The sequence below is a fragment of the Bifidobacterium sp. LH_389 genome, from assembly GCF_056357235.1.
Map to the genome: position 1 here is coordinate 1 of NZ_JBKEVR010000007.1, position 18,619 is coordinate 18,619.

Annotated in this window: 8 protein-coding genes; 3 read left to right on the top strand and 5 right to left on the bottom strand. The window is 64.2% G+C overall.

The features are described 5' to 3' along the window. Positions 1-239 precede the first annotated feature (239 nt). On the bottom strand, positions 240-1,565 hold the full coding sequence (locus tag AC1AZA_RS07950) for a sensor histidine kinase (protein ID WP_476514192.1): 1,326 nt from the start codon (positions 1,563-1,565) through the stop codon (positions 240-242). A gap of 139 nt (positions 1,566-1,704) precedes the next feature. Here AC1AZA_RS07950 and AC1AZA_RS07955 point away from each other — a divergent pair, with 139 nt between their 5' ends. The 3 genes from AC1AZA_RS07955 to AC1AZA_RS07965 all read left to right on the top strand — a co-directional run bounded on the left by AC1AZA_RS07955 (position 1,705) and on the right by AC1AZA_RS07965 (position 4,155). Then, a complete protein-coding gene (locus tag AC1AZA_RS07955) occupies positions 1,705-2,244 on the top strand; it encodes an arsenate reductase/protein-tyrosine-phosphatase family protein (RefSeq protein WP_476514129.1) in 540 nt (179 codons plus the stop codon). 277 nt (positions 2,245-2,521) lie between these two features. Beyond that, positions 2,522-3,052, top strand: a complete 531-nt coding sequence (locus AC1AZA_RS07960; protein ID WP_476514130.1) for a hypothetical protein — start codon at positions 2,522-2,524, stop codon at positions 3,050-3,052. Between the two features lie 626 nt (positions 3,053-3,678). Further along, positions 3,679-4,155, top strand: a complete 477-nt coding sequence (locus tag AC1AZA_RS07965) for a hypothetical protein (RefSeq protein ID WP_476514131.1) — start codon at positions 3,679-3,681, stop codon at positions 4,153-4,155. Between the two features lie 121 nt (positions 4,156-4,276). Here the strand turns inward: AC1AZA_RS07965 and AC1AZA_RS07970 are convergent, their stop codons facing one another. From AC1AZA_RS07970 to AC1AZA_RS07985, 4 genes are all read right to left on the bottom strand, one after another. Next, a complete protein-coding gene (locus tag AC1AZA_RS07970; protein ID WP_476514132.1) occupies positions 4,277-4,690 on the bottom strand; it encodes a nucleoside 2-deoxyribosyltransferase in 414 nt (137 codons plus the stop codon). Positions 4,691-4,894: 204 nt separating this feature from the next. Continuing rightward, positions 4,895-5,947 (bottom strand): ketol-acid reductoisomerase, encoded by a 1,053-nt coding sequence (gene ilvC / locus AC1AZA_RS07975; protein WP_476514133.1) that lies wholly within the window; start codon positions 5,945-5,947, stop codon positions 4,895-4,897. Positions 5,948-6,427: 480 nt separating this feature from the next. Then, positions 6,428-10,987: an immunoglobulin-like domain-containing protein gene (locus AC1AZA_RS07980; protein WP_476514134.1), complete on the bottom strand. Its 4,560-nt coding sequence runs from the start codon at positions 10,985-10,987 to the stop codon at positions 6,428-6,430. A 634-nt stretch (positions 10,988-11,621) separates the two neighbouring features. Continuing rightward, positions 11,622-18,095, bottom strand: coding sequence for a 3-keto-alpha-glucoside-1,2-lyase-like domain-containing protein (locus AC1AZA_RS07985; RefSeq protein WP_476514135.1), 6,474 nt, complete (start codon positions 18,093-18,095; stop codon positions 11,622-11,624). Positions 18,096-18,619: the final 524 nt, after the last annotated feature.

Consider the following 18,619-nt stretch of genomic DNA (forward strand, 5'->3'; position numbering starts at 1 on the left):
AACCGGAAGACGACGAAACCCCGCAAGCCGACAGGGACTAGGATTTCGCGCTCACCCCAAGTGAGGCACCACTCCGGATTACGCGCTCACTTTCAAATGAGGCACCTCGCATCCCGTTTGCCTTTTCGTGAGTCTGAGGCATCCCTGCGGCCGTTCTGCACGCACGACCGGCAAGAACTACATAATTCCCCTAAAAACAGCGTAGTTTCGCCGTTCCTGCCGATCTGCCCCAAGGGTCGTCAGGCCGTTTCCTTCGGCTTGGAATCCGCCGGCTTGGGGTCCGTCGGCTTCGTCTCCGTCGGTTTGGCCTCCGGCAGCTCGATGGTGAACGTGGAGCCCTCGCCCTCGCGCGACCACACCGAAATCGTGCCGCCGCACTCCTGCACGCAGTGCTTGACGATCGAGAGCCCCAGCCCCGTGCCGCCGGTGGCCCGGGAACGCGCCGGATCCACGCGGTAGAAGCGTTCGAAGATGCGGTCGAGCGAATCCGCCGGAATGCCGATGCCCTGATCCACCACGCGGATGGTCACGCGGCCACTGTCCACGCCCACACCCACGCCCACCGCAGTATGCTCCGGCGAATAGCGTATGGCGTTCTCCACGAGGTTCTTCACCGCGGTGGTGAGCGCCTCCTCGTCCACGAAGACGGTCGCGTCCCCGCGCTCGCCCCGCATCGCGGCCTCCGACGCCGTGGAAGCCACGGACCGCCCGTTGAAGGAGATGTTCACGCCGATGTGCTTGTTCGAGGCCTGCACGCTATTCTCCTGCACGGCCTCGCGCACCACCTTGAGCACGGACACGTTGGCCGCGGACAGGTTGAGCACCTGGTTGTTCTGGGCCTTCTGCAGGTCGATCAGACGCTTGACCATCTCGGTGAGCCTCTCCGACTCCTTGCTGATGCGCCCGGAGAAGTAGCGCACCATGTCCGGATCGTCCGCCGCGTCGGTGATGGTCTCCGCCAGCAGGCTGATGGCCCCGGCCGGCGTCTTGAGCTCGTGCGAGACGTTGGTCACGAAGTCGCGGCGCATCTCCTCGAACCGCCGCTGCTCGCTCACGTCCTCGATGAGCACCGCATACAGCTGCTCGGTGATGCGCCCGGCCCGGATGCGCAAGTGCAGCGTATCGCTGGGCGCCTTGTCCCCCGCCTTGATGCCCCGGCCGCTCATCTGCGGATGCGGGCGCACGCCGGCCGGGTAGTTGATGGGGATGTCCACCTCGCGCTGGCTGATCTCGCCGCCCTCGGCAGCCTGCATGATGATGTCCTCCACCTCGCGGGAAGACAGCCACCCGCCCTGCACCACGCCGAGCTGGCGGGCGCCGGGACTGTAGTAGCGGACCATGCCATGCACGTCCGCGATCACCACGGCGCTGGGCATCACCTCGATCAGCCCGCGCTCCGCCTCGCGCACCGGAACGTCGTCGCCGAACAGGGACGATTCGCGCTCCACGCGACGCATCGCCTCGCGACCGCTCTCCTCCTCCAGCATGCGGCCGGTGCGGTACCCCCACATCCACACGCCCACCACGGCCAGCAGTACAAGGACGATCGCCACCGCCAACCGCATTCCGCCGATATCACCCATGCCGTTCGCCTCGATTCCGCGTGCCGTCACAACGTTCTCCCTCGCATCCTACGTCATAGGCGTTCCGGGCCACGCACGCCACGCGCCACGCACGACGCACCGCGCGCCTACAATCGTGCGCGTGAACATTCTGTTTGTCTGCACGGGCAACATCTGCCGCTCCCCCATGGCCGAGCTGCTGTTCCCGCGCTTCATTGCCGACCCTGCCATCACCGTGGCCTCCGCCGGCACGCACGGACTGACCGGCCATCCCATCGCCACGCGTTCCGGTGCCCTGATGCGCCATGACGGCATTGACCCGAGCGCTTTCCGCGCCCGCCGCATCACGGCACAGATCGCGCAGGACGCGGATCTCATCCTATGCTTCGACAAGACGCAGCGGTCGGACATCGTCACCACGGCACCGACCCGCAACCGCCGCACGTTCGTGCTGCCGGATTTCGCCAACGCGTGCACCTACTGCGCCAAGGCCGGCTATGTGCAGGGAGAGACGCCTGCGCAACGGCTCGAATCGGTGATCGCCAACGCGGATCTGGTACGCCCCATGCTGCCGGCCGTCCGGAATGTGGACGACCCGCAAGGCAAGGACATGCCGGCATTCGTCGAGGCACACAACGAGATCGTCGCCGCGTTCAACGCCATTGCCGTCGCCGTCCGCTAACGATCCGGCACTGCGACACGCCGAAAATCGCCCATTTGGGGGGTATCTCAACCAACAGAGGACAAGGCCATTCCCCCTACGGTTTTGCACGGTTTTGCATCCGCCGGTCACGGACAGTTCATATAGGCGTCATCTCGGGGATTTCCCATTGTCATGAAGAGTGGTATGGTTGGTATCGCGTAAGGGGGAAAGGCCTCGCCGAGGGGCGTTGCCCTCACGACTGCCAAAAGGTGAGGGCTGTAACATACCCCCCCCGCATAACTAAGGAGTGAAACCCATGAAGGGACTGAAGAAGAAGATCATGGCGGTTGTCGCCGCCGTGGCCGCGCTGTTTGCTGTCAGCGCTGGCACCACCGCTGCTTTCGCCGAGGACTATGGCGCAGCCACCGTTTCCGGCAACACCGTCACCGTGTCCTACAAGGCCGGTGCTTTTGATCCGTACGAGACCGTGAACGTCACGGTTGACACCGATTATGTGTCCAACGTCGTTCAGATTGCCGACAAGACCTACACGTTCAAGGCCGACGCTCAGGGCGCTCTGAACCTCAAGCTCACGCTCACCCAGAAGGCTCCGGAGAACGGCGGCAAGGTGACCGTCACGGCCAAGGGCGCCAACTCCGGCAAGACCTACAGCACCGCGGCCGAGGTTCCGGCCACCGGCGCTCCGAAGGCTGACGACACCGCCGCTTCCGACGGCTCCGCTCTGGCTCAGACCGGTGCTTCCGTGGCTCCGTACGCGGTTGCCGCGGTTCTGCTGCTCGCCGCCGGCGCCGCTGCCATGGCTGTCCGCAAGCAGAACAGCCGCTGAATCACAGCGCTGATCTGATCCCATAATTCAGGGTTTTGATTTTCAAATCCCGGGAATCGCAAGGTTCCCGGGATTTTTTATGCCCTGTGCCCCGTGCCCTGTCCTCTGCCCGTCGCGCCGCGTCGCTCCGCCTCTTTTTTCGCATGATCGGTCCAACCTACGCCCCGCAAAACATAGGTTGGACCGATCGGTAGAAAAATCGGCCTCAAACGGGCCCGTTTTTCGCATGATCGGTCCAACCTGCAATTTCGAGCGTACAGGTTGGACCGATCATGCGAAATAGAGGCCAACCGACCGCTACCGAATGCACCGGGCATCATACCGCTGAACCATTCAGCAGCACCGCGGACGCCTTTGCTGCCACTCCAGCGAGCTCGGCTGTCTGACATTGCATACCAATCAACGGAGCACATAACACGTTTGCCGAATGACTGCGAATGCCACTATTGCCAACGCTTTCCTTGCCGCATTTCCGCATTCTCTGCACGCATTCTCTGTTGCATTACCGCATTGCAAAACACCATGCATAGCCTGATGCATTTCCGCCGAGAATACTGTTGCAAAAAGGAATGTTATACTTGCGGTGAAAAACATCGATTCGCGTGCATGATTGAAGGAGCATTACCATGGCCGCACTGCTGCAGGGATTCAATGAAATCAGCCTTACCGTTCCGCCGCTGAAGACCGTCATGACCGTCACCGAAACCGCCATTCGTTTCAACAAGGCCACCGCTGAGGCGCTGGATTACCCGGCATACGTGAAGGTGCTCATCAACGAGCGCACCCGCCGCGTAGCCATCACGCCGTGCGAAAAGGGCGACGTGAACGCGGTGAAGTTCAGCCGTCCGGAAGGCAAGCAGACCACGTCCGTGTCCGTCAAGACCCCGATCGTGCTGGAGTCCGTGCTGCGCTATTTCCCGTTAGACAAGGCGCCCGAGGGCGAGGTGGCCTACAAGTCCGTGGAAGGTACCGATTACCCGCGCGAGAAGGCCGTGATCTTCGCCGTGGATGACGCCGTTGCCGGTACCATGAAGCACCGCGGCCGCAGGAAGGCCTCCGCCGGGTCGGATGCCGAAGCCACCACCGAGGCTCAGGAAGACTGATTCGCTACGGTCATTCCGTCGCATACGCGGCCTGATCCATCTGATTGAGCATTGATCGGGTCCGGCACGCTGCAGACCATATGGTTTCGCAGTGCACCGGATCCGATCATTTTCATATGCGTTAGAACTGCTTGAATTCCGGCTCGTCGTGCGTGCCGGTCTCCAGCCAGCGGGCAAGGTCGTCCGGGCCGGAGAACACCGTTTCCACGGCCTGCGCGATCATGAGGTTGATCGTGCTGCCTGCGGTCAGCCCTTCCAGATACCCATACACCGGAATGCCGTGGCCGTATGCGAATCCGATCTCGAACATGGTGCCCGGATCGTCGTCGATGAGGTTGGCGATGACCGCTTTCGAGGCCAGAATGCCTGCGCAGTCGTCCTCGAAGCACTTACGCGGCCCCACCTCGTCGATTTCGCTGACGAACCGAGGCTTGAACAGCTGTTTGTCGTAGCTTTCCAGCACCGCTTCGAGCCGTTCCATGCTGGCAACCTCCCGTTCGTTGAAGAACGGTCCTGCCACGTAATAGTCAACCATGCCGCGCTCCTTTCGCCTGTCACAGCCGTCAATTCCTAGCGTAATACGGCTCCTCGCAGTTGGGTGCGCAAGGGCCGTGCGGCGCCCGAGCGAGCATGGAAAAGCCGCCGTCCCGAACGGTAATCGAACGGGAGCGGCGGCTTTCCTGACTGAACGCTTACGCGCTATGCGATGGGTCGGCTAGCACCAACGCATGGCTCTGGTTCACTGAACCTGGGCGCGAGCGATCTTGCCGGTGAAGGAGTTGGCCTCATCGGCGTCCTTGGCCGGGCCGTTGTTCCAGGAGAACATGGCGCGCAGCTTCGGGCCGACGGTCTCCAGGTGCGGGTGGGAGAACTTCTCCTGCAGCTCCTTGAACTTCGGGGCGCCGGCGGCCTGATCGTCCATGAACTCCTTGGCGAAGGAGCCATCCTGAATGCGCTTGAGCTGGTACTCCATGCGCTTCTTGGTCTCCTCGTTGATCACGGTGCAGGTGTAGTCACCGTACTGGGCGGTGTCGGAGCAGGACCAACGGGCCTTGTTCAGACCGCCTTCGTTGGCCAGATCGACCAGCATCTTGAGCTCGTGGAACACCTCGAAGTAGGCGATCTCCGGCTGGTAGCCGGCCTCGGTGAGGACGTCGAAGCCCATGTCGCACAGGTGGTTGATGCCGCCCATGAGGACGTTCTGCTCGCCGAACAGATCGGTCTCGGTCTCTTCCTTGAACGTAGTCTTGATGGCGCCGGCGCGCAGGGCACCGAGGGCCTTGGCGTAAGCCAGGCACAGCGGCCAGGTCTTGCCATCCGGATCCTGCTCCACGGCCACGACGACCGGGACGCCACGGCCGGCCGCGTACTCACGACGCACGATGTGGCCCGGGCCCTTCGGGGCGACCATGAAAACCGGGTGGTCCTCGGACGGCTTGATGTAGCCGTAGTGGATGTTGAAGCCGTGGGCGAAGGCCAGAGCAGCGCCAGGCTTCAGGTTCGGCTCGACCTCGGCCTTGTAGACCTTGGCCTGATACTGGTCGGGCAGCAGGATCATGACCACGTCGGCTTCGGCGACGGCTTCGCCGACCGGCTTGACCTCGAGGCCCTGCTCCTTGGCGAACTCGACCGACTTGGAGGTCGGGCGCAGACCGACGACCACGTCGACGCCGGAATCGCGCAGGTTCAGCGCATGGGCGTGACCCTGAGAGCCGTAACCGAGGATGGCGACCTTCTTGCCGTCGAACACGGACAGGTCGGCGTCCTTCTCGTACCAGATAGTTGCTGCCATGATTGGCACTCCTTTGAGTTTGTTGGTGAAGTTATAGTTCCTGCGGTTGTTACACACGAGGATTTTGTCCTGCAAACCGTGATCAATCTAACACGAAACACCCTTGTAACAATTGGGCCGTTTCACTAAATGGGCGCGGCCGGGAAAACGTCTCGATGGGTGGACGGCTCTGCGGGGCTGGCCGGCCAGGCAGCCCGATTGACTGGACAGACCGGGCGGACGGTCAACCAACGGATCAGACCGTCCGGCCTCCTGACTTGACAAACTTTCGGGGACATTTCCGCCCTGACCGTTAAAATTCCGCCATCCGACCGGGAAATCCCCCGGAAAGTTTGTCAAAAGGAATAGACCAGACCGGGAGACGACCACCCCAATAGCCGCCCGAGCATGAAACTGTCCGTCCGGACATAAAAAGGGGCGGGCCGGACGGACACACGTTCCATCCGACACGCCCCGGGCGGGCCTACCTTACGGCAAGGCTCAGTCGCGACGGCGACGGGCCAGCGTCAGCACCGCACCGCATGCAGCGGCGATCAGCGCCAACGCGGCCACACCGGCCACGGCCACACCGGTCTGCGGCGTCGCGGCAGCCTGCTTCTTGCCGGAGTCCGTGGTCTTGCCGGCATCCGACTTCTGGTCGACCTTCTGGTCGTCGTTGACAGCAGCGCCGTCCTGACCGGGCTTGCCGTCCTGACCGTTGGCACCCGGCTGACCGTCCTGGCCATTCTGCCCCGGCTCACCCGGCTTGCCGTCCTGACCCGGCTGACCCGGCTCACCGGGCTGACCGGGCTGCGGCGTCACCGGCTTGGCCTTCACGGTGACTGTGCGCTTCGCAGTCGCCACGTTGCCGGCCTTGTCAGACACCGTGTAGACCAGCTCGTAGGGACCGGCCTTCGCGGTATCCACGGAGCCCGTCACCTTGATCGCAGCCGTCACGTCACCGTCCACGTCATCCGTGGCGGTCACCCCGGCCAGCGGGTCGAACTTGGCACCGAACTCCACCGTCACGTCAGCCACACCGGCAAACACAGGAGCGGTCTTATCCGTGGGCTGCGGGGTCACCGGCTTGGCCTTCACGGTGACCGTGCGCTTCGCGGTCGCCGTATTGCCGGCCTTGTCGGACACCGTATAGGTCAGCGTGTAGGAACCGGCCTTCGCAGTATCCACCGTGCCGGACACCTTGATCGCAGCCGTCACGTCGCCGTCCACGTCATCCTTGGCCGAAACACCGACCAACGGATCGAACGCGGCACCGAAGTCCACCGTCACGTCAGCCACGCCGGAGAGCACCGGAGCCGTCTTGTCCGGCGCGGGCGGGGTCACCGGCTCGGCCTTGACGAGCGCCTCGCGGGCGACGGTCAGTGCGGTGAGCGCGCCGTCCACCTGGGCTTGGGTGGCGTCGGCATTCGCGGCAACCGTCTTGGCGGCAGACAGCGCCTCCGTGAACGGCTTCCAGGAGGCGGCCGTGTAGTCCGACTCCTTGAGCGTCTCGGCGTCCGCGATGGCCGCGTTCAGGGCAGTCTTGTCCACGGGCTGCGGAGTCACCGGCTTGGCCTTCACGGTGACCGTGCGCTTCGCGGTCGCCACGTTACCCGCGGCATCCGCCACCGTGTACGTCAGCTCGTACGCGTCGGCCTTGGACGTGTCCACGGCACCGGCAACCTTGATCGCAGCCGTCACGTCACCGTCCACGTCATCCGTAGCGGTCACCCCGGCCAACGGATCGAACGCGGCACCGAAGTCCACCGTCACGTCGGCCACGCCGGCAAACACCGGAGCGACCTTGTCAGCCTTCACCAGCGCCTCACGCGCGGCAGCCAGCTTCGCAAGCGCAGCATCCACCTGAGTCTGCGTGGCACCGGCATCGTTCAGCACATCCTTGGCGGCCGTCAACGCCGCGGCAAACGCAGCCCACGACTCAGCCGTGTAGTCGCTCTCCACCAAGGCGGAAGCCTCATCGACCGCATCCTGCAGGGCGGCGACGTCCGCACGCACGCGGCTGGCCCACACCAGCGCAAGGCGCGCGTTCCACCCGTCGGAACCGTTGGTGCCAAAGGTCACGTCAAGCACGGTACCGTCGGCTGGGATGGTGACCGTCTGCGTGAGGTAGCCGGGCACGCCGTTGGCGGAGCCGGACAGCCGTACAGCCGCTTCCTTGCCGTCGATCGTGTACGTCGTGTAGTACGCGGTGTTGCCGCCGGCGCGCGGGGCGTTGACGGTACCGATACGGTACTCGCCCTTGTCCAGCGTCAGATGGTAGGTGATGTAGCCTTGCTGCGCATCGTACTGAATGCCACGGTACGAGGACTGCCAGTCGTTGGCGTCACCGGTCGCATCCTGGCCGGAGCCACCGGAGTAACCCCACGTGGCGGAAGCAGCGGAGCCGTCCCACTTCTGGTCGGCCACGGCGTTGAGCAGGGTCTCGCCAGCCGCAGCCTTCACGGCCTGATAGTCGGCGCCATCGGACGTGTTGGCGCCCGCGTCGATCCAATACACGGTGTCGGCGGGAACCGTCTGCACGGTGGCGCTGACCGGCTGCCCGCCCTCGAGCGTACCGAGAACGGTCAGGCGCTCGGATACATCGGCCTTGGCGGCAAACTGACGCAGGGAAGCCGCAGACCAGGTCACCTTGACGTCCTCGCCGTTCACCTTCACGGTGGCCGGCAGCGCGTCGCCCGCCTTGACGGCGCCGAGCGAACCGACGTTGACCGTCTGCTTGGCCACGGTGAGCCAGCTGAGGATCGGGTCGGCGGCGGAATCGGCAGCACGGGTTACGGAGAACGTAACGGTTTGCGGCTCGCTGATCGTGAACGATACGGAACCGGTGGTGTCCTTCTGCTGCTTGGCGTCGGTGATCGTCACCTTATCGCCCTCGCCGATGGTCTTCCCGGACGCGTCCGCCACGGTCAGATTCACCGTGCGCTTGGACGTGTACTGCGCCCACCAATCCTTGAATCCGGCGTCGATGGTGTAGGAGCCGGCCGCCAGCGGCAGACGGTAGGAGATGGTCGGACCGTTGTTGTTGGTGTACAGACCGCTGTCGTCCTTGTCGGAGCCGTTGCGTACCACGATGTTCTCGTTCATGTAGCCCCACTGGTCGCCCGCAGGGGACGCCTGATCGGGAGCGGCATTCTTCAGTCCGGCCACGGCGGCCTTCACGGCGGCATACTCGGAGGCGGAGGCCTCGTCCTTGGCACCGGAGTCGATGAAGTACGTCAGTCCGGCGGCGATCACCTGCACGGTCACGGCATAGCGCACGCCGTCCACCTTGAACATGAGTTGCAGCGTATCGCCGGCAGCCGCGGAGGCGACCTGATCCTCGGCGCCGTCGGCCCATGTCACGGCGACGTCCTTGCCGTCCACTTTCAGCGTGGCGGGCAGGAGCGAGCCGTGCTCGAGCACCAGCGAACCGTAGTCCTTCGGCGCCACGTATAGGGAAGCGTCGAACGGATTCCAGGAAGCGCGGCCTTCGATGCGCAGCGGAGCAGACTCGTTGCCGGTCATTTCGATCGGCAGCCACACGTACTTGGAATCACCGAGCTTACTGGCGTTCCAGCGGTCGCCCATGTACACGATGCGGTTCTCGTCGAGGGCCAGCATGTAGGTGGGCTGGGAATCCCAGCCGTTCCAAGAGCTATCGCCGACGAACGGGTTGCCCATCGGCTGCCAAGTTTCCGCCTGAAGCATGCTCTTGGCGCGGTAGTAGGTCACCGGGGTGGAATTCCAGCCGTTGGTGCCGGAGGTGACCATGTAGTACCAGCCGTCGTGGTAGAACATGGCCGGCGCCTCACGGGAGTTCTCGGTGAGCACGCGGCCGCGCCACACGCCGGAGTCGAGCGGCTGCGCACCGGTCTTGATGGGGCCGGTGTAGTCGGCGTTGAGCAGCGAGATGTACATCTTCGCGTTCTGCTCGGAGGAGTACACCGCGTAGGCGTCTTCCACGCCATCCTTGTTGACGTCATGACCCTTGTCCACCCACACGGTCATGTCGCGGGACATGCCGGAGTCGCGCACGGCGATGCCGTTCGGGCGCTCCTCGGGAACGTAGGTGTTCAGACGCGTGGAGTTGACCATCTTGAAGGGGCCGAACGGCGTGCTGGCGACGGCGAAGCCGATCTGCGCACGCGAGTAGCGGGAACCGCGGTTCGAGTTGGTCTTGTCGTATTCCGTGCAGTCCACGGTACCGGTGGCCGCGCAGCCTTCGATCCACGCGTTGCGCGGTTCGTTGGTCTCCAGGGTGCCGTCGGAATGGAAGGCGATCACGAACTGCTGGGTGTGCGCGTTGTAGATCATCTTCGGGCGTTCCACCACGCTGTACGGACCGTAGAGGAATTCAAAGCCGACCCTCAGGGCATCCTCGTCGTAGGTTTCGGCCACGCCGTCAACCTTGCCGTCCTTCCACGTGTTCACGTACGGCTTGATGAACGTGCGGGACTGTTCGGCCTCGGCTTCCACGCCCTCCGCTTTGGCTTCCTCCGGCGTGAGGTTGGCGAGGCGCTTGAGCTCGGCGAGGTTCTCCTCGCTCACCACGGCGAACCGGGGCTGAGACACTTCACCCGAGTCGCCGTAGTGCTTCACGGTGCCGTCCGCGTCGGTGATGGTGTCCTTGGTGTACGTCTTGCCGTTGAAGTCCGTGTAGGACTCCTTCGTGCCCGGAGCTCCGATGGTGATGACCTTATGGGGCAGCACGTTGTGGGAGGTGACGACCGTACCCATGTTGTGCCAGTTCACCAGATCAGTGGACCAGTAGCCGTTGATGCCGGGCTTGCCGCTCAGGGCCTTGTTCTCGCCGTAGAACAGGTAGATGTCGTCCTGGGTGTCGCCATCGCCGTTTACGTCATAGTTAAAATCGGCTTCGTGTACCAGATTGGCGGATCCGCCGTGCGCCTGAAGGGTTTCACCTGCGGTGTCCTTCCAGAGTGTGCCGGGCGCAATCGAGACGTCCTGCACGACGGGCGTTCCGTCGTTCGCCGGCACATCGGCCGCCTGTGCCGTCCCGCTGACCGCGAACGGCGAGAACATGGCCACCGCGGTAGCCATGACCGCGAATCGCCTCATGCGTCCGGCGTTGAGACCGGCACCATCGCCTGTGCCTAGGCGGGATTGCTGAGGACCGCTTCGTTCCCTCATATTTCCTCGTTTCACTACCTTGTGTTTCCTATCGGACGTTTCGACATCAAGTGAACCAACCATTAAAACCGTCGTTGATGTGGGTATATGCAGTGGGATTTTTCTTGCTTGCCTTAACGTTTCGATCGAGCGCGACAGTTCGTTGTCGCTCTCGGTTCATACTTTACCTTCGAGCAACTTCAAACGCAAATGATCAGTTTTGATCATGAGTTGCGCAACTAGACCGAATCTTGCCGCCCGTCTTGGCAAACTTTCGAAGGTATTTCCGTCCCGATCGTTGAAATTCCGCCAGTCGCCCGGGAAATACCCCGGAAAGTTTGTCGGAATGGGTAGGCCCCGGTCCACCCCACGGTCTGCCCCCATCGACCATTCCGGGCATAAAAACAGGCGGCCCGGGCAGAAATTCTGCTCGGACCGCCCTAGGGAGGAGGGGCAAGCCTTACCTCATACGGCCTTCGTGCTCCGCCATCGGGAACCCGAGTCGGCCGTGCGGTCTGCGCGAACCTCGGGGATTCGCGCGACCACAGTTATACGGACCTTACGGTCAGTCGCGGCGGCGACGGGCCAGCGTCAGCACCACACCGCATGCAGCGGCGATGAGCGCCAGAGCGGCCACACCGGCCACGGCGGTACCCGTGGAGGCCAGACCCGACTGCTTCTTGCCGGACTGCTTGTCAGCGGTCTTGCCGGCGTCGGAGGCCTTGTCGCCGGACTGATCAGACTGGTTGTCCTTGCCGGTGGTGTCGACCGTCTCGTCGCCGTTCACGGTGTTGCCACCGTTGTTGCCCTCGCCCTTGTCGGTGTCGTTCTGGTCACCGTTGCCGGGCTCGGTCGGCACGTTGGTCTCGGGCTTGGCGAGCGCGCCGTAGGCCTGGAAGAGGGCCTTGCCGGCATCCGCGATCTGCTGCTGGGTCGCGTTGGCGTCGGCCAGCACGGCCTTCGCGGCGGCCAGAGCCTCGGCGAACGCCTTCCAGGAGTCGGCGGTGTAGTCCTTCTCCTGAGCGGCGGCGGCCGAGTCGACCAGGGCCTGCAGCAGGGTCTTGTCGGCCGGGGCGGGCTCCGGCGTGGCGGCGGGCTTGGTGAGCCCGGCGACCGCGTCGAACAGCGCGGACACGGCGTCCGTGACGTCCTGCTGGGTGGCCTTGTCGTTGGCCAGCACAGCCTTGGCTGCGGTCAGAGCCTCGGCGAACGGCTTCCACGAGTCGGCGGTGTAGTCCTTCTCGCTGAGCTTCGCGGCGGCATCGACCACGGCCTTGAGCGCGGTCTTGTCCACGGTGCTCGGAGTCGGCTCCGGTTCCGGCTTCGGCGCGGGCTCACCCTTGACCGGGGCCAGCGCGGCCTGCGCCTCGACGAGAGCCTTCACGGCGTTGTCCACATCGGCCTGGGTCGGAGCGGCGGCACGGGTCTTCGCGTCGGCGCCGTTGAAGGCTTCGGCGCGGGCGAGCACGTCCTTGGCAACCGTCAGCGCCTCGGAGAACGGCTTCCACGACTCGGCCGTGTAGTCCTTCTCGTCGGCCTTGGAGGCGCTCTCCACGGCGGCCTTGAGGCCGTCGATCTTGAGCAGCTTCACCAGCGCGGCCTGCGCCTTGACCAGCGCGGCAGCGGCGGCGTTCACGGTGGCCTGATCGGCGTCGGCGGGCACGGCCTTGGCGGCGGCCAGAGCCTCGGCGAACGGCTTCCAGGAGGCGGCGGTGTAGTCGGCCTCGGCGAGCTTGCCGGCGGCGGCCACGGCGGCGTCAAGCACCGTGCGGTCGGCCGGTTCCGGTTCCGGAGCGGGCTTGACCGTCAGACCGGCCTGTGCCTTGACCAGCGCCTCGAGGGCGGCGTTCACATCGTCCTGCGTGGCGGAATCGTCCGCGGCAACCTTCTCGGCGGCATCCAGCGCCTCGGAGAACGCCTTGGCGGAATCCTCGGTGTAGGCGGACAGGTCCACGCCCTTGGCGGCGGCGATCACCTTGTTGAGCGAGGTCTTGTCCACAGGGGTGGACTCCGGCTCGGGCGTCACGGGCACCAGATCATTCTGCGCCTTGACCAGTGCGGTCGCGGCGGCATCGACGGCGTCCTGCGTGGCGGAATCGTCCGCGGCAACCTTCTGGGCGGCAGCCAGCGCCTTGACGAACGGCTTCCACGACTCGGGCGTGTAGTCCTTCTCGTTGAGCTTGGCGGCACCCTCGATCACCGCGTTGAGCACGGCCTTGTTGACGGTCGGCGCGGGCTTCTCGGCCTTGACCAGCGCGGCGGCGGCTTCGAGCAGCTTAGCCGCGGCGTCGTTCACCTCTTCCTGGGTGGCATCCTCGTTGGCAAGGACGTCCTGCGCGGCGGCAAGCGCCGTAGCGAACACAGCCCAGGATTCCGGCGTGTAGTCGGCCTCTTCGTACTGCTCCGCGACAGCCACGGCGGCCTTTAGGGTCGTCGTGTCGGCAACCTGCTTGGCGGCCACGGCCACCCAGCTGATCACCGGCTTCTGACCACCGGCGCCATCGTTGGTCACCACGTATTCCACGGTGGCGGCCTTGTCGAGTTTGAAGGTCAGCGACTCGGTCAGCGGCGTGTTGGAGCCGGAGAGCGGAACGGAACCCTTGACGAGTTCCTTGTCCCCAACGTTCACCGTCTGGTACATGTTTCGAGACTGGTTCCACCATTCGGCGAAGCCGCCGGTGAGGGTGTACGTGCCGGCCTCGAGCGGCAGACGGTAGATCAGCTTGGTGCTGTCCTGATACAGGCCCGTGGAGTACTTGTCGTTGATGTCGGTGTTGGACTTGACCTTCATCTGATCGGCGACGTAGCCCCACTTGTCGGCAGCGTCGGACACCTGATCCACCTTGTCGTTGCGCAGGCCCGGAACGGCGTTCTTCACCGCAAGGTACTGCGGGGAGTCGGTGCCGTTGGTGCCGGAATCGATGTAGTAGGTCAGGCCGGCGGGAATCGGCTCAACGGTGGCGGTCACGGTCTGCGCCTTGCCGTTCACGGTGGCCTGGCCGGCGAGGGTCAGGGTCTTGTACGGCTCGGCGGCGGCGAACGCGGCCACGGCATCGGTGTTCCAGGTGACCGGAACGTCGGCGCCGTCGTAGGAGACGGTCTTCGGCAGCGAATCGCCGGTGGTAACCGCAACAACACCGAGGTTGGTCGGCTGCTTCTCCACGGCGAGCCACGAGATCACCGGATCCTTGCCGCCGTTGGACAGCACGCTGAACGTCACGGTGGCGTCGGCCTTAAGCGTGAAGGCCACGGTGCCGTCGGCGGTCTTGCCCGCAGTGCCGATGCTGGCGATCTGGGAGCCGTCAACGGTCTTGGTCTCACCGTCTTCGGTCCAGGAAGCCTGCAGCTTCATCGGACGGTTCTCGCCGCTCCACCACTCGGTGAATCCGGCAACGAGGTTGTAGGATCCGGCTTCGAGCGGCAGCGTGTACGTGAGGGTCTTGCCGTTCTGGTACAGACCGGTCGCGTACTTGTTGTTGAGGTCGGCTCCGCCCTTCACCACGGCGTTGGCGCCGTAGCCCCAGTCGCCGGCCTTCTGGTCGGCCGCCTGATTGCGCAGGCCCGGGATCGCGGCCTTCACCGCGGCGTATTCGGGCGAGGTCTGGTCGCCGGTCACGCCGGAGTCGATGAAGTACTCGATGTTGAGCGAGGGCAGCACTTCCACGGTGGCAGAAACGCGGTAGCGGTAGGTGCCGTCGATCTTGTCGTCGGTCACGCCGGTGATGGTTGCCTGAGTGTAGGCGCCCGCATTGGCCACGGCTTCGGCGGCACCCTCATCCCACGTGATCGCAGCGTCCTTGCCGTCGACCTTCACGGTCTTCGGCAGCTCGCCGCCCTTGGCCACGGCGGCGGTCAGGCCGATCTGCTTGATCTCGGGGCTGATGTACTTGTCCACTAGGTTCTTGCGAGCGTCGGTCAGACGGGCGAGCAGCGCAGCGGCGCCTTCGGCGTCCAGACCGTACGCGGCGGGGTCAGCCACGGCATCCTTGGCGACGGCAAGGCTGGCCTGGAACACGGCCCACGTGTCCGGGTTCCAATCGTCCGCATTGAGGTCGGCGTAGGAGGCGATCGCCTCGGAAAGCGCCTTGGTATCCACCTTCGCGGCGTCGTTGGCGGTGGCCTTGACCACGCCCACGGCGTCGATGGCGATCGCGTCGTCGGTGGCGGTCTCGAAGGTCACCGTGTGCTTGCCGTTCTCCAGACCGCGCAGCGAGTACGTGGTCGGCTTGCCGTTGTCGGAGGCGATGGTCGCGGCGTTCGCGGCGATCTGCGTGCCGTCCACGGTCACGTTGAGCTTGGCCTTGCCGTTGTTCGCGCCGAGCAGGTCAATGCCCGTGCCGGTGAACGTGTAGGTCAGGGTCGCGCCCTTGGCGGTGGAGTTGGAGACGGAACGCTTGTAGATGTACATGCCCTGGCCGTTGAGGTGCTGCCACTTCTCGTTGTAGGCGAGCAGCGCCGTGGCGTTGTCCTCCCAGCTGCGCTGGTGCATGTTGTCGAGCAGATCCGTGTAGTACGGGGTGGCGCCGTCGATGCGCTCCACCTTCAGGTTGTCGAACTGAACGAAGTCGAAGCTGGAGCCGAGCTGGATGCGGCCGTTGAGCTGCGGCTGGGGATCGGTGTAGGTGGCCACTTCCTCGCCATTGATGTACGCGGTGGTGACGCTGCCCAGCATCTGGACGGCGATGTTGTTCCACTGGTTCGCGCCGGTCTTGAAGTTCTCGGCCTTGCCCGACTGGAGCACCGTACCGAAGCGCATGAGGTCCCACGAGCCGTCGGGCTTGACGCGCAGCTGAGACGCGGAATCGTTCTTGCCGTTGGAGCTGTTGCCCCACTGGTGGGCGCCCACCGTCACGTTGCCGGTGCCGGCCTCAAACAGCACATCCGTGGACACCTTGTAGTTGGCCCAGCGGTAGTCGCCGATCGTGGTGACCGGATCACCGCCGTTCCAGGCTCCGCCGTTCCACGGGCCGTTGTACATGCCCGGACCCACCTGCTGACGCACCACGTGGTTGCCGTCGGCGGTCTTGACGACCTCGAAGGCGCCGTTGGTGTCGTTGGTGTAGCGCGGGGTCGCGCCGGTGTCGCCGCCGCGGGACTTGAGGTAGTCCTCGGTGACCGTCTTGCCGGTCTTCGGATCGTAGGATTCGACGGTCTTGTTCGTGTACTCGAAGTCATCCGCGTACAGCAGTCCGTTGGAGGTGTCGCCGTTCTTGTCGCCGGAGTCGTCGGTGTCGAGCACGGCGTAGTCGTTGCCTTCCACGTACTCCTTGTTGGTCGGTACCTGGGAGCCCTTGCCGTCGCGCGCGGTCAGGGTACCGTCGGCGCCCTTCTCGGCGTTGTCCAGCGTGGTGGCGGTCACGATGCTCCACGGCTTGACCTGGAACTCGTAGTAGCCGTCGGCGCCGGGCTGGAGCTCGGCGAACGGCTTGACGTAGTTGGCGTTGTAGACCTGGCCCGCGTCCGCGGCGCGGGTCTCCCACAGCTCCATGGTCGCGTCGGCGCCGAGGTTGAGGTCCTGGGCCTTGATGCGGTACGTCTTGACGTACTGGGAGTCGTTGACGATCACCGTGGAGAAGTCGGACTTGTCCGGGGCGGCCAGCGTCATGTAGCTGGTGGCGCCGCCGCGGGAGGAGTTCCACGAGCTGCCACGTCCCGGCGGGTTGCCGTCGGTGATGTCGCTGCGGGACGCCTGCGGGATGCCGCGCCAGATGTCCGCGTTGTTGTTCGCGGTGTCGTAGCCGGTCTTCGCGAAGCGGGAGACCTGCTCGAGCACGGCGAGCGCGCCGTCCCAGTTGATGGCGCCGCTCCACGGGTCATGCATGGTGATGACTTCCTTGGAGGAGTACTGGAAGCCGTCGTAGAACGCGGAGATGGCCGGCTGGTAGACGAAGTTGGTGCGGCGGGAGCTATTGAAGCCCTTCACGTACGTGTTCGCCATTTCCAGGGCGGAGTTGATGCCGCCGATGCCGGTGCCGGACGTGCCGTTGTTCTGGCCGTTGTTGGTACCGTTGCCCTCGCCGGAACCGAGGTTCATGGTGTTGTTCGGGCGGTCGGCGGTTACGGAGAACGTGGCCTGAGCCTCGGAGTTCCAGATCTCCTTGTCGTACTGGTCGGCCAAGGTCTTGAAGTTGTTGCCCTGATCGGCGGTGTTGTAGTGGTAGCCGGCGATGTCCACCGCGTTGCGCAGGGCTTCGTCCTTGAGCATGTCGTCGCCGAAGGAGCCGGTGCTCACCTCGTCGGAGATGACGGTGCGGATCTTGTGGAAGAGCTCCTTTTCGGTGTCGCTGCTCCACGCGGGCACGTTCTTGCCGTCAAGGTCCTTGACCGTTCCGGCGCCGATGAAGCCCGTCTCGTCGGTCTTCACGCGGTTGGCGAAGTCCTTGGTCCACTCGAGGTTCGGACTCGACTCGTTGATGTGCGGGTTGACGGAGTCGACCATGTAGCCGTACTGGCGGTAGACGGCCAGGATGGTGTTCTTGTACCAGTGGTAGACGTCGTCGTTGCTGCGCACCCAGGCGGGGGAACGCCAGCGCAGGATGCTCACCTTGATGTTCGGGTTGACCTTCAGGGCGTCGGCGGCCAGCTGGAAGCCGGGCTCGTGCGCCACGTTCGGGTACTCGTCCGCGGAACGCATGGTGGCGGCGTTAGGACCGGTGGAGGTGTTCTGGTCGTTGCCCATCTCGACCTTGACGGTGTTCATGATCGGGTTGTCCCCGCCGAACAGCACGTTGATCATCTGCCAGTAGGCTTCCGGGTTCTGCGACTTGTAGTCCATCAGCAGCGAGCTGGTGGAGTTGGCGCTCAGCACGCCGAAACCCTTGAAGCTCAGGCCGTTGGGCTTGTCCTTGGCGGCATCCACGTCAGCGCCGTTGACCACGACGTCGATCGGATCCTCCGGAGCCGCGTAGGCTGCGGTGCCGGAGACGACGAACGGCGCGAACATGGCCATGGCGGCCACTGCTACGGTTGCCTTCTTCGACAGCGATCGGGCGAATCCGCCTCCGCTGCGTTTACGGAAGGAGTCTGGTTGTGTACTCATGTACCCTCCCTATTCCACTACTTTGTGTTTCCTGTTTCCCTGCATCGTCGCCGATGCGTTTGCATTGACCTACGAGACCAACCATGGAATCGTCTGTCAATACCCACAATATATGCCATGAACACAAGCGCGCGCAAATGATCAGAAACGATCGCACTGTGCCGAAAGTCTGTGTTGCCGTGCATTGCCGATCGCATTGCGGCCAAGCAGAATGCCTGAAACGCTATAGAACTCCGTTGCCTACGCATTGCCGCTGTGCGACACGCCATCCACAGGCGCGGGTCATACTCCCCCGTTCCGGCAGCGATGCCCCCATACCGCCGCGGCCGTCCTCCCCTAATCGTCAGCCACCGAACGCTACCATCCAATAGCAGTCGCACAGCCACAATCGCATGATCGGTCCAACCTGCACCCTCTCAGCCGCAGGTTGGACCGATCATGCGATTTCTGACCCCAAAAAGGGTCGTTTTTTCGCGCGATCGGTCCAACCTGCGATTCAAGGCCCGCAGCTTGGACCGATCATG

Coding starts and splice junctions, on each gene's coding strand:
- AC1AZA_RS07950 (WP_476514192.1), bottom strand. CDS start 1,565: ATGCGGTTGGCGGTGGCGATCGTCCTTGTACTGCTGGCCGTGGTGGGC.
- AC1AZA_RS07980 (WP_476514134.1), bottom strand. CDS start 10,987: ATGGCTACCGCGGTGGCCATGTTCTCGCCGTTCGCGGTCAGCGGGACG.
- AC1AZA_RS07960 (WP_476514130.1), top strand. CDS start 2,522: ATGAAGGGACTGAAGAAGAAGATCATGGCGGTTGTCGCCGCCGTGGCC.
- AC1AZA_RS07970 (WP_476514132.1), bottom strand. CDS start 4,690: ATGGTTGACTATTACGTGGCAGGACCGTTCTTCAACGAACGGGAGGTT.
- ilvC (WP_476514133.1), bottom strand. CDS start 5,947: ATGGCAGCAACTATCTGGTACGAGAAGGACGCCGACCTGTCCGTGTTC.
- AC1AZA_RS07985 (WP_476514135.1), bottom strand. CDS start 18,095: ATGAGTACACAACCAGACTCCTTCCGTAAACGCAGCGGAGGCGGATTC.
- AC1AZA_RS07965 (WP_476514131.1), top strand. CDS start 3,679: ATGGCCGCACTGCTGCAGGGATTCAATGAAATCAGCCTTACCGTTCCG.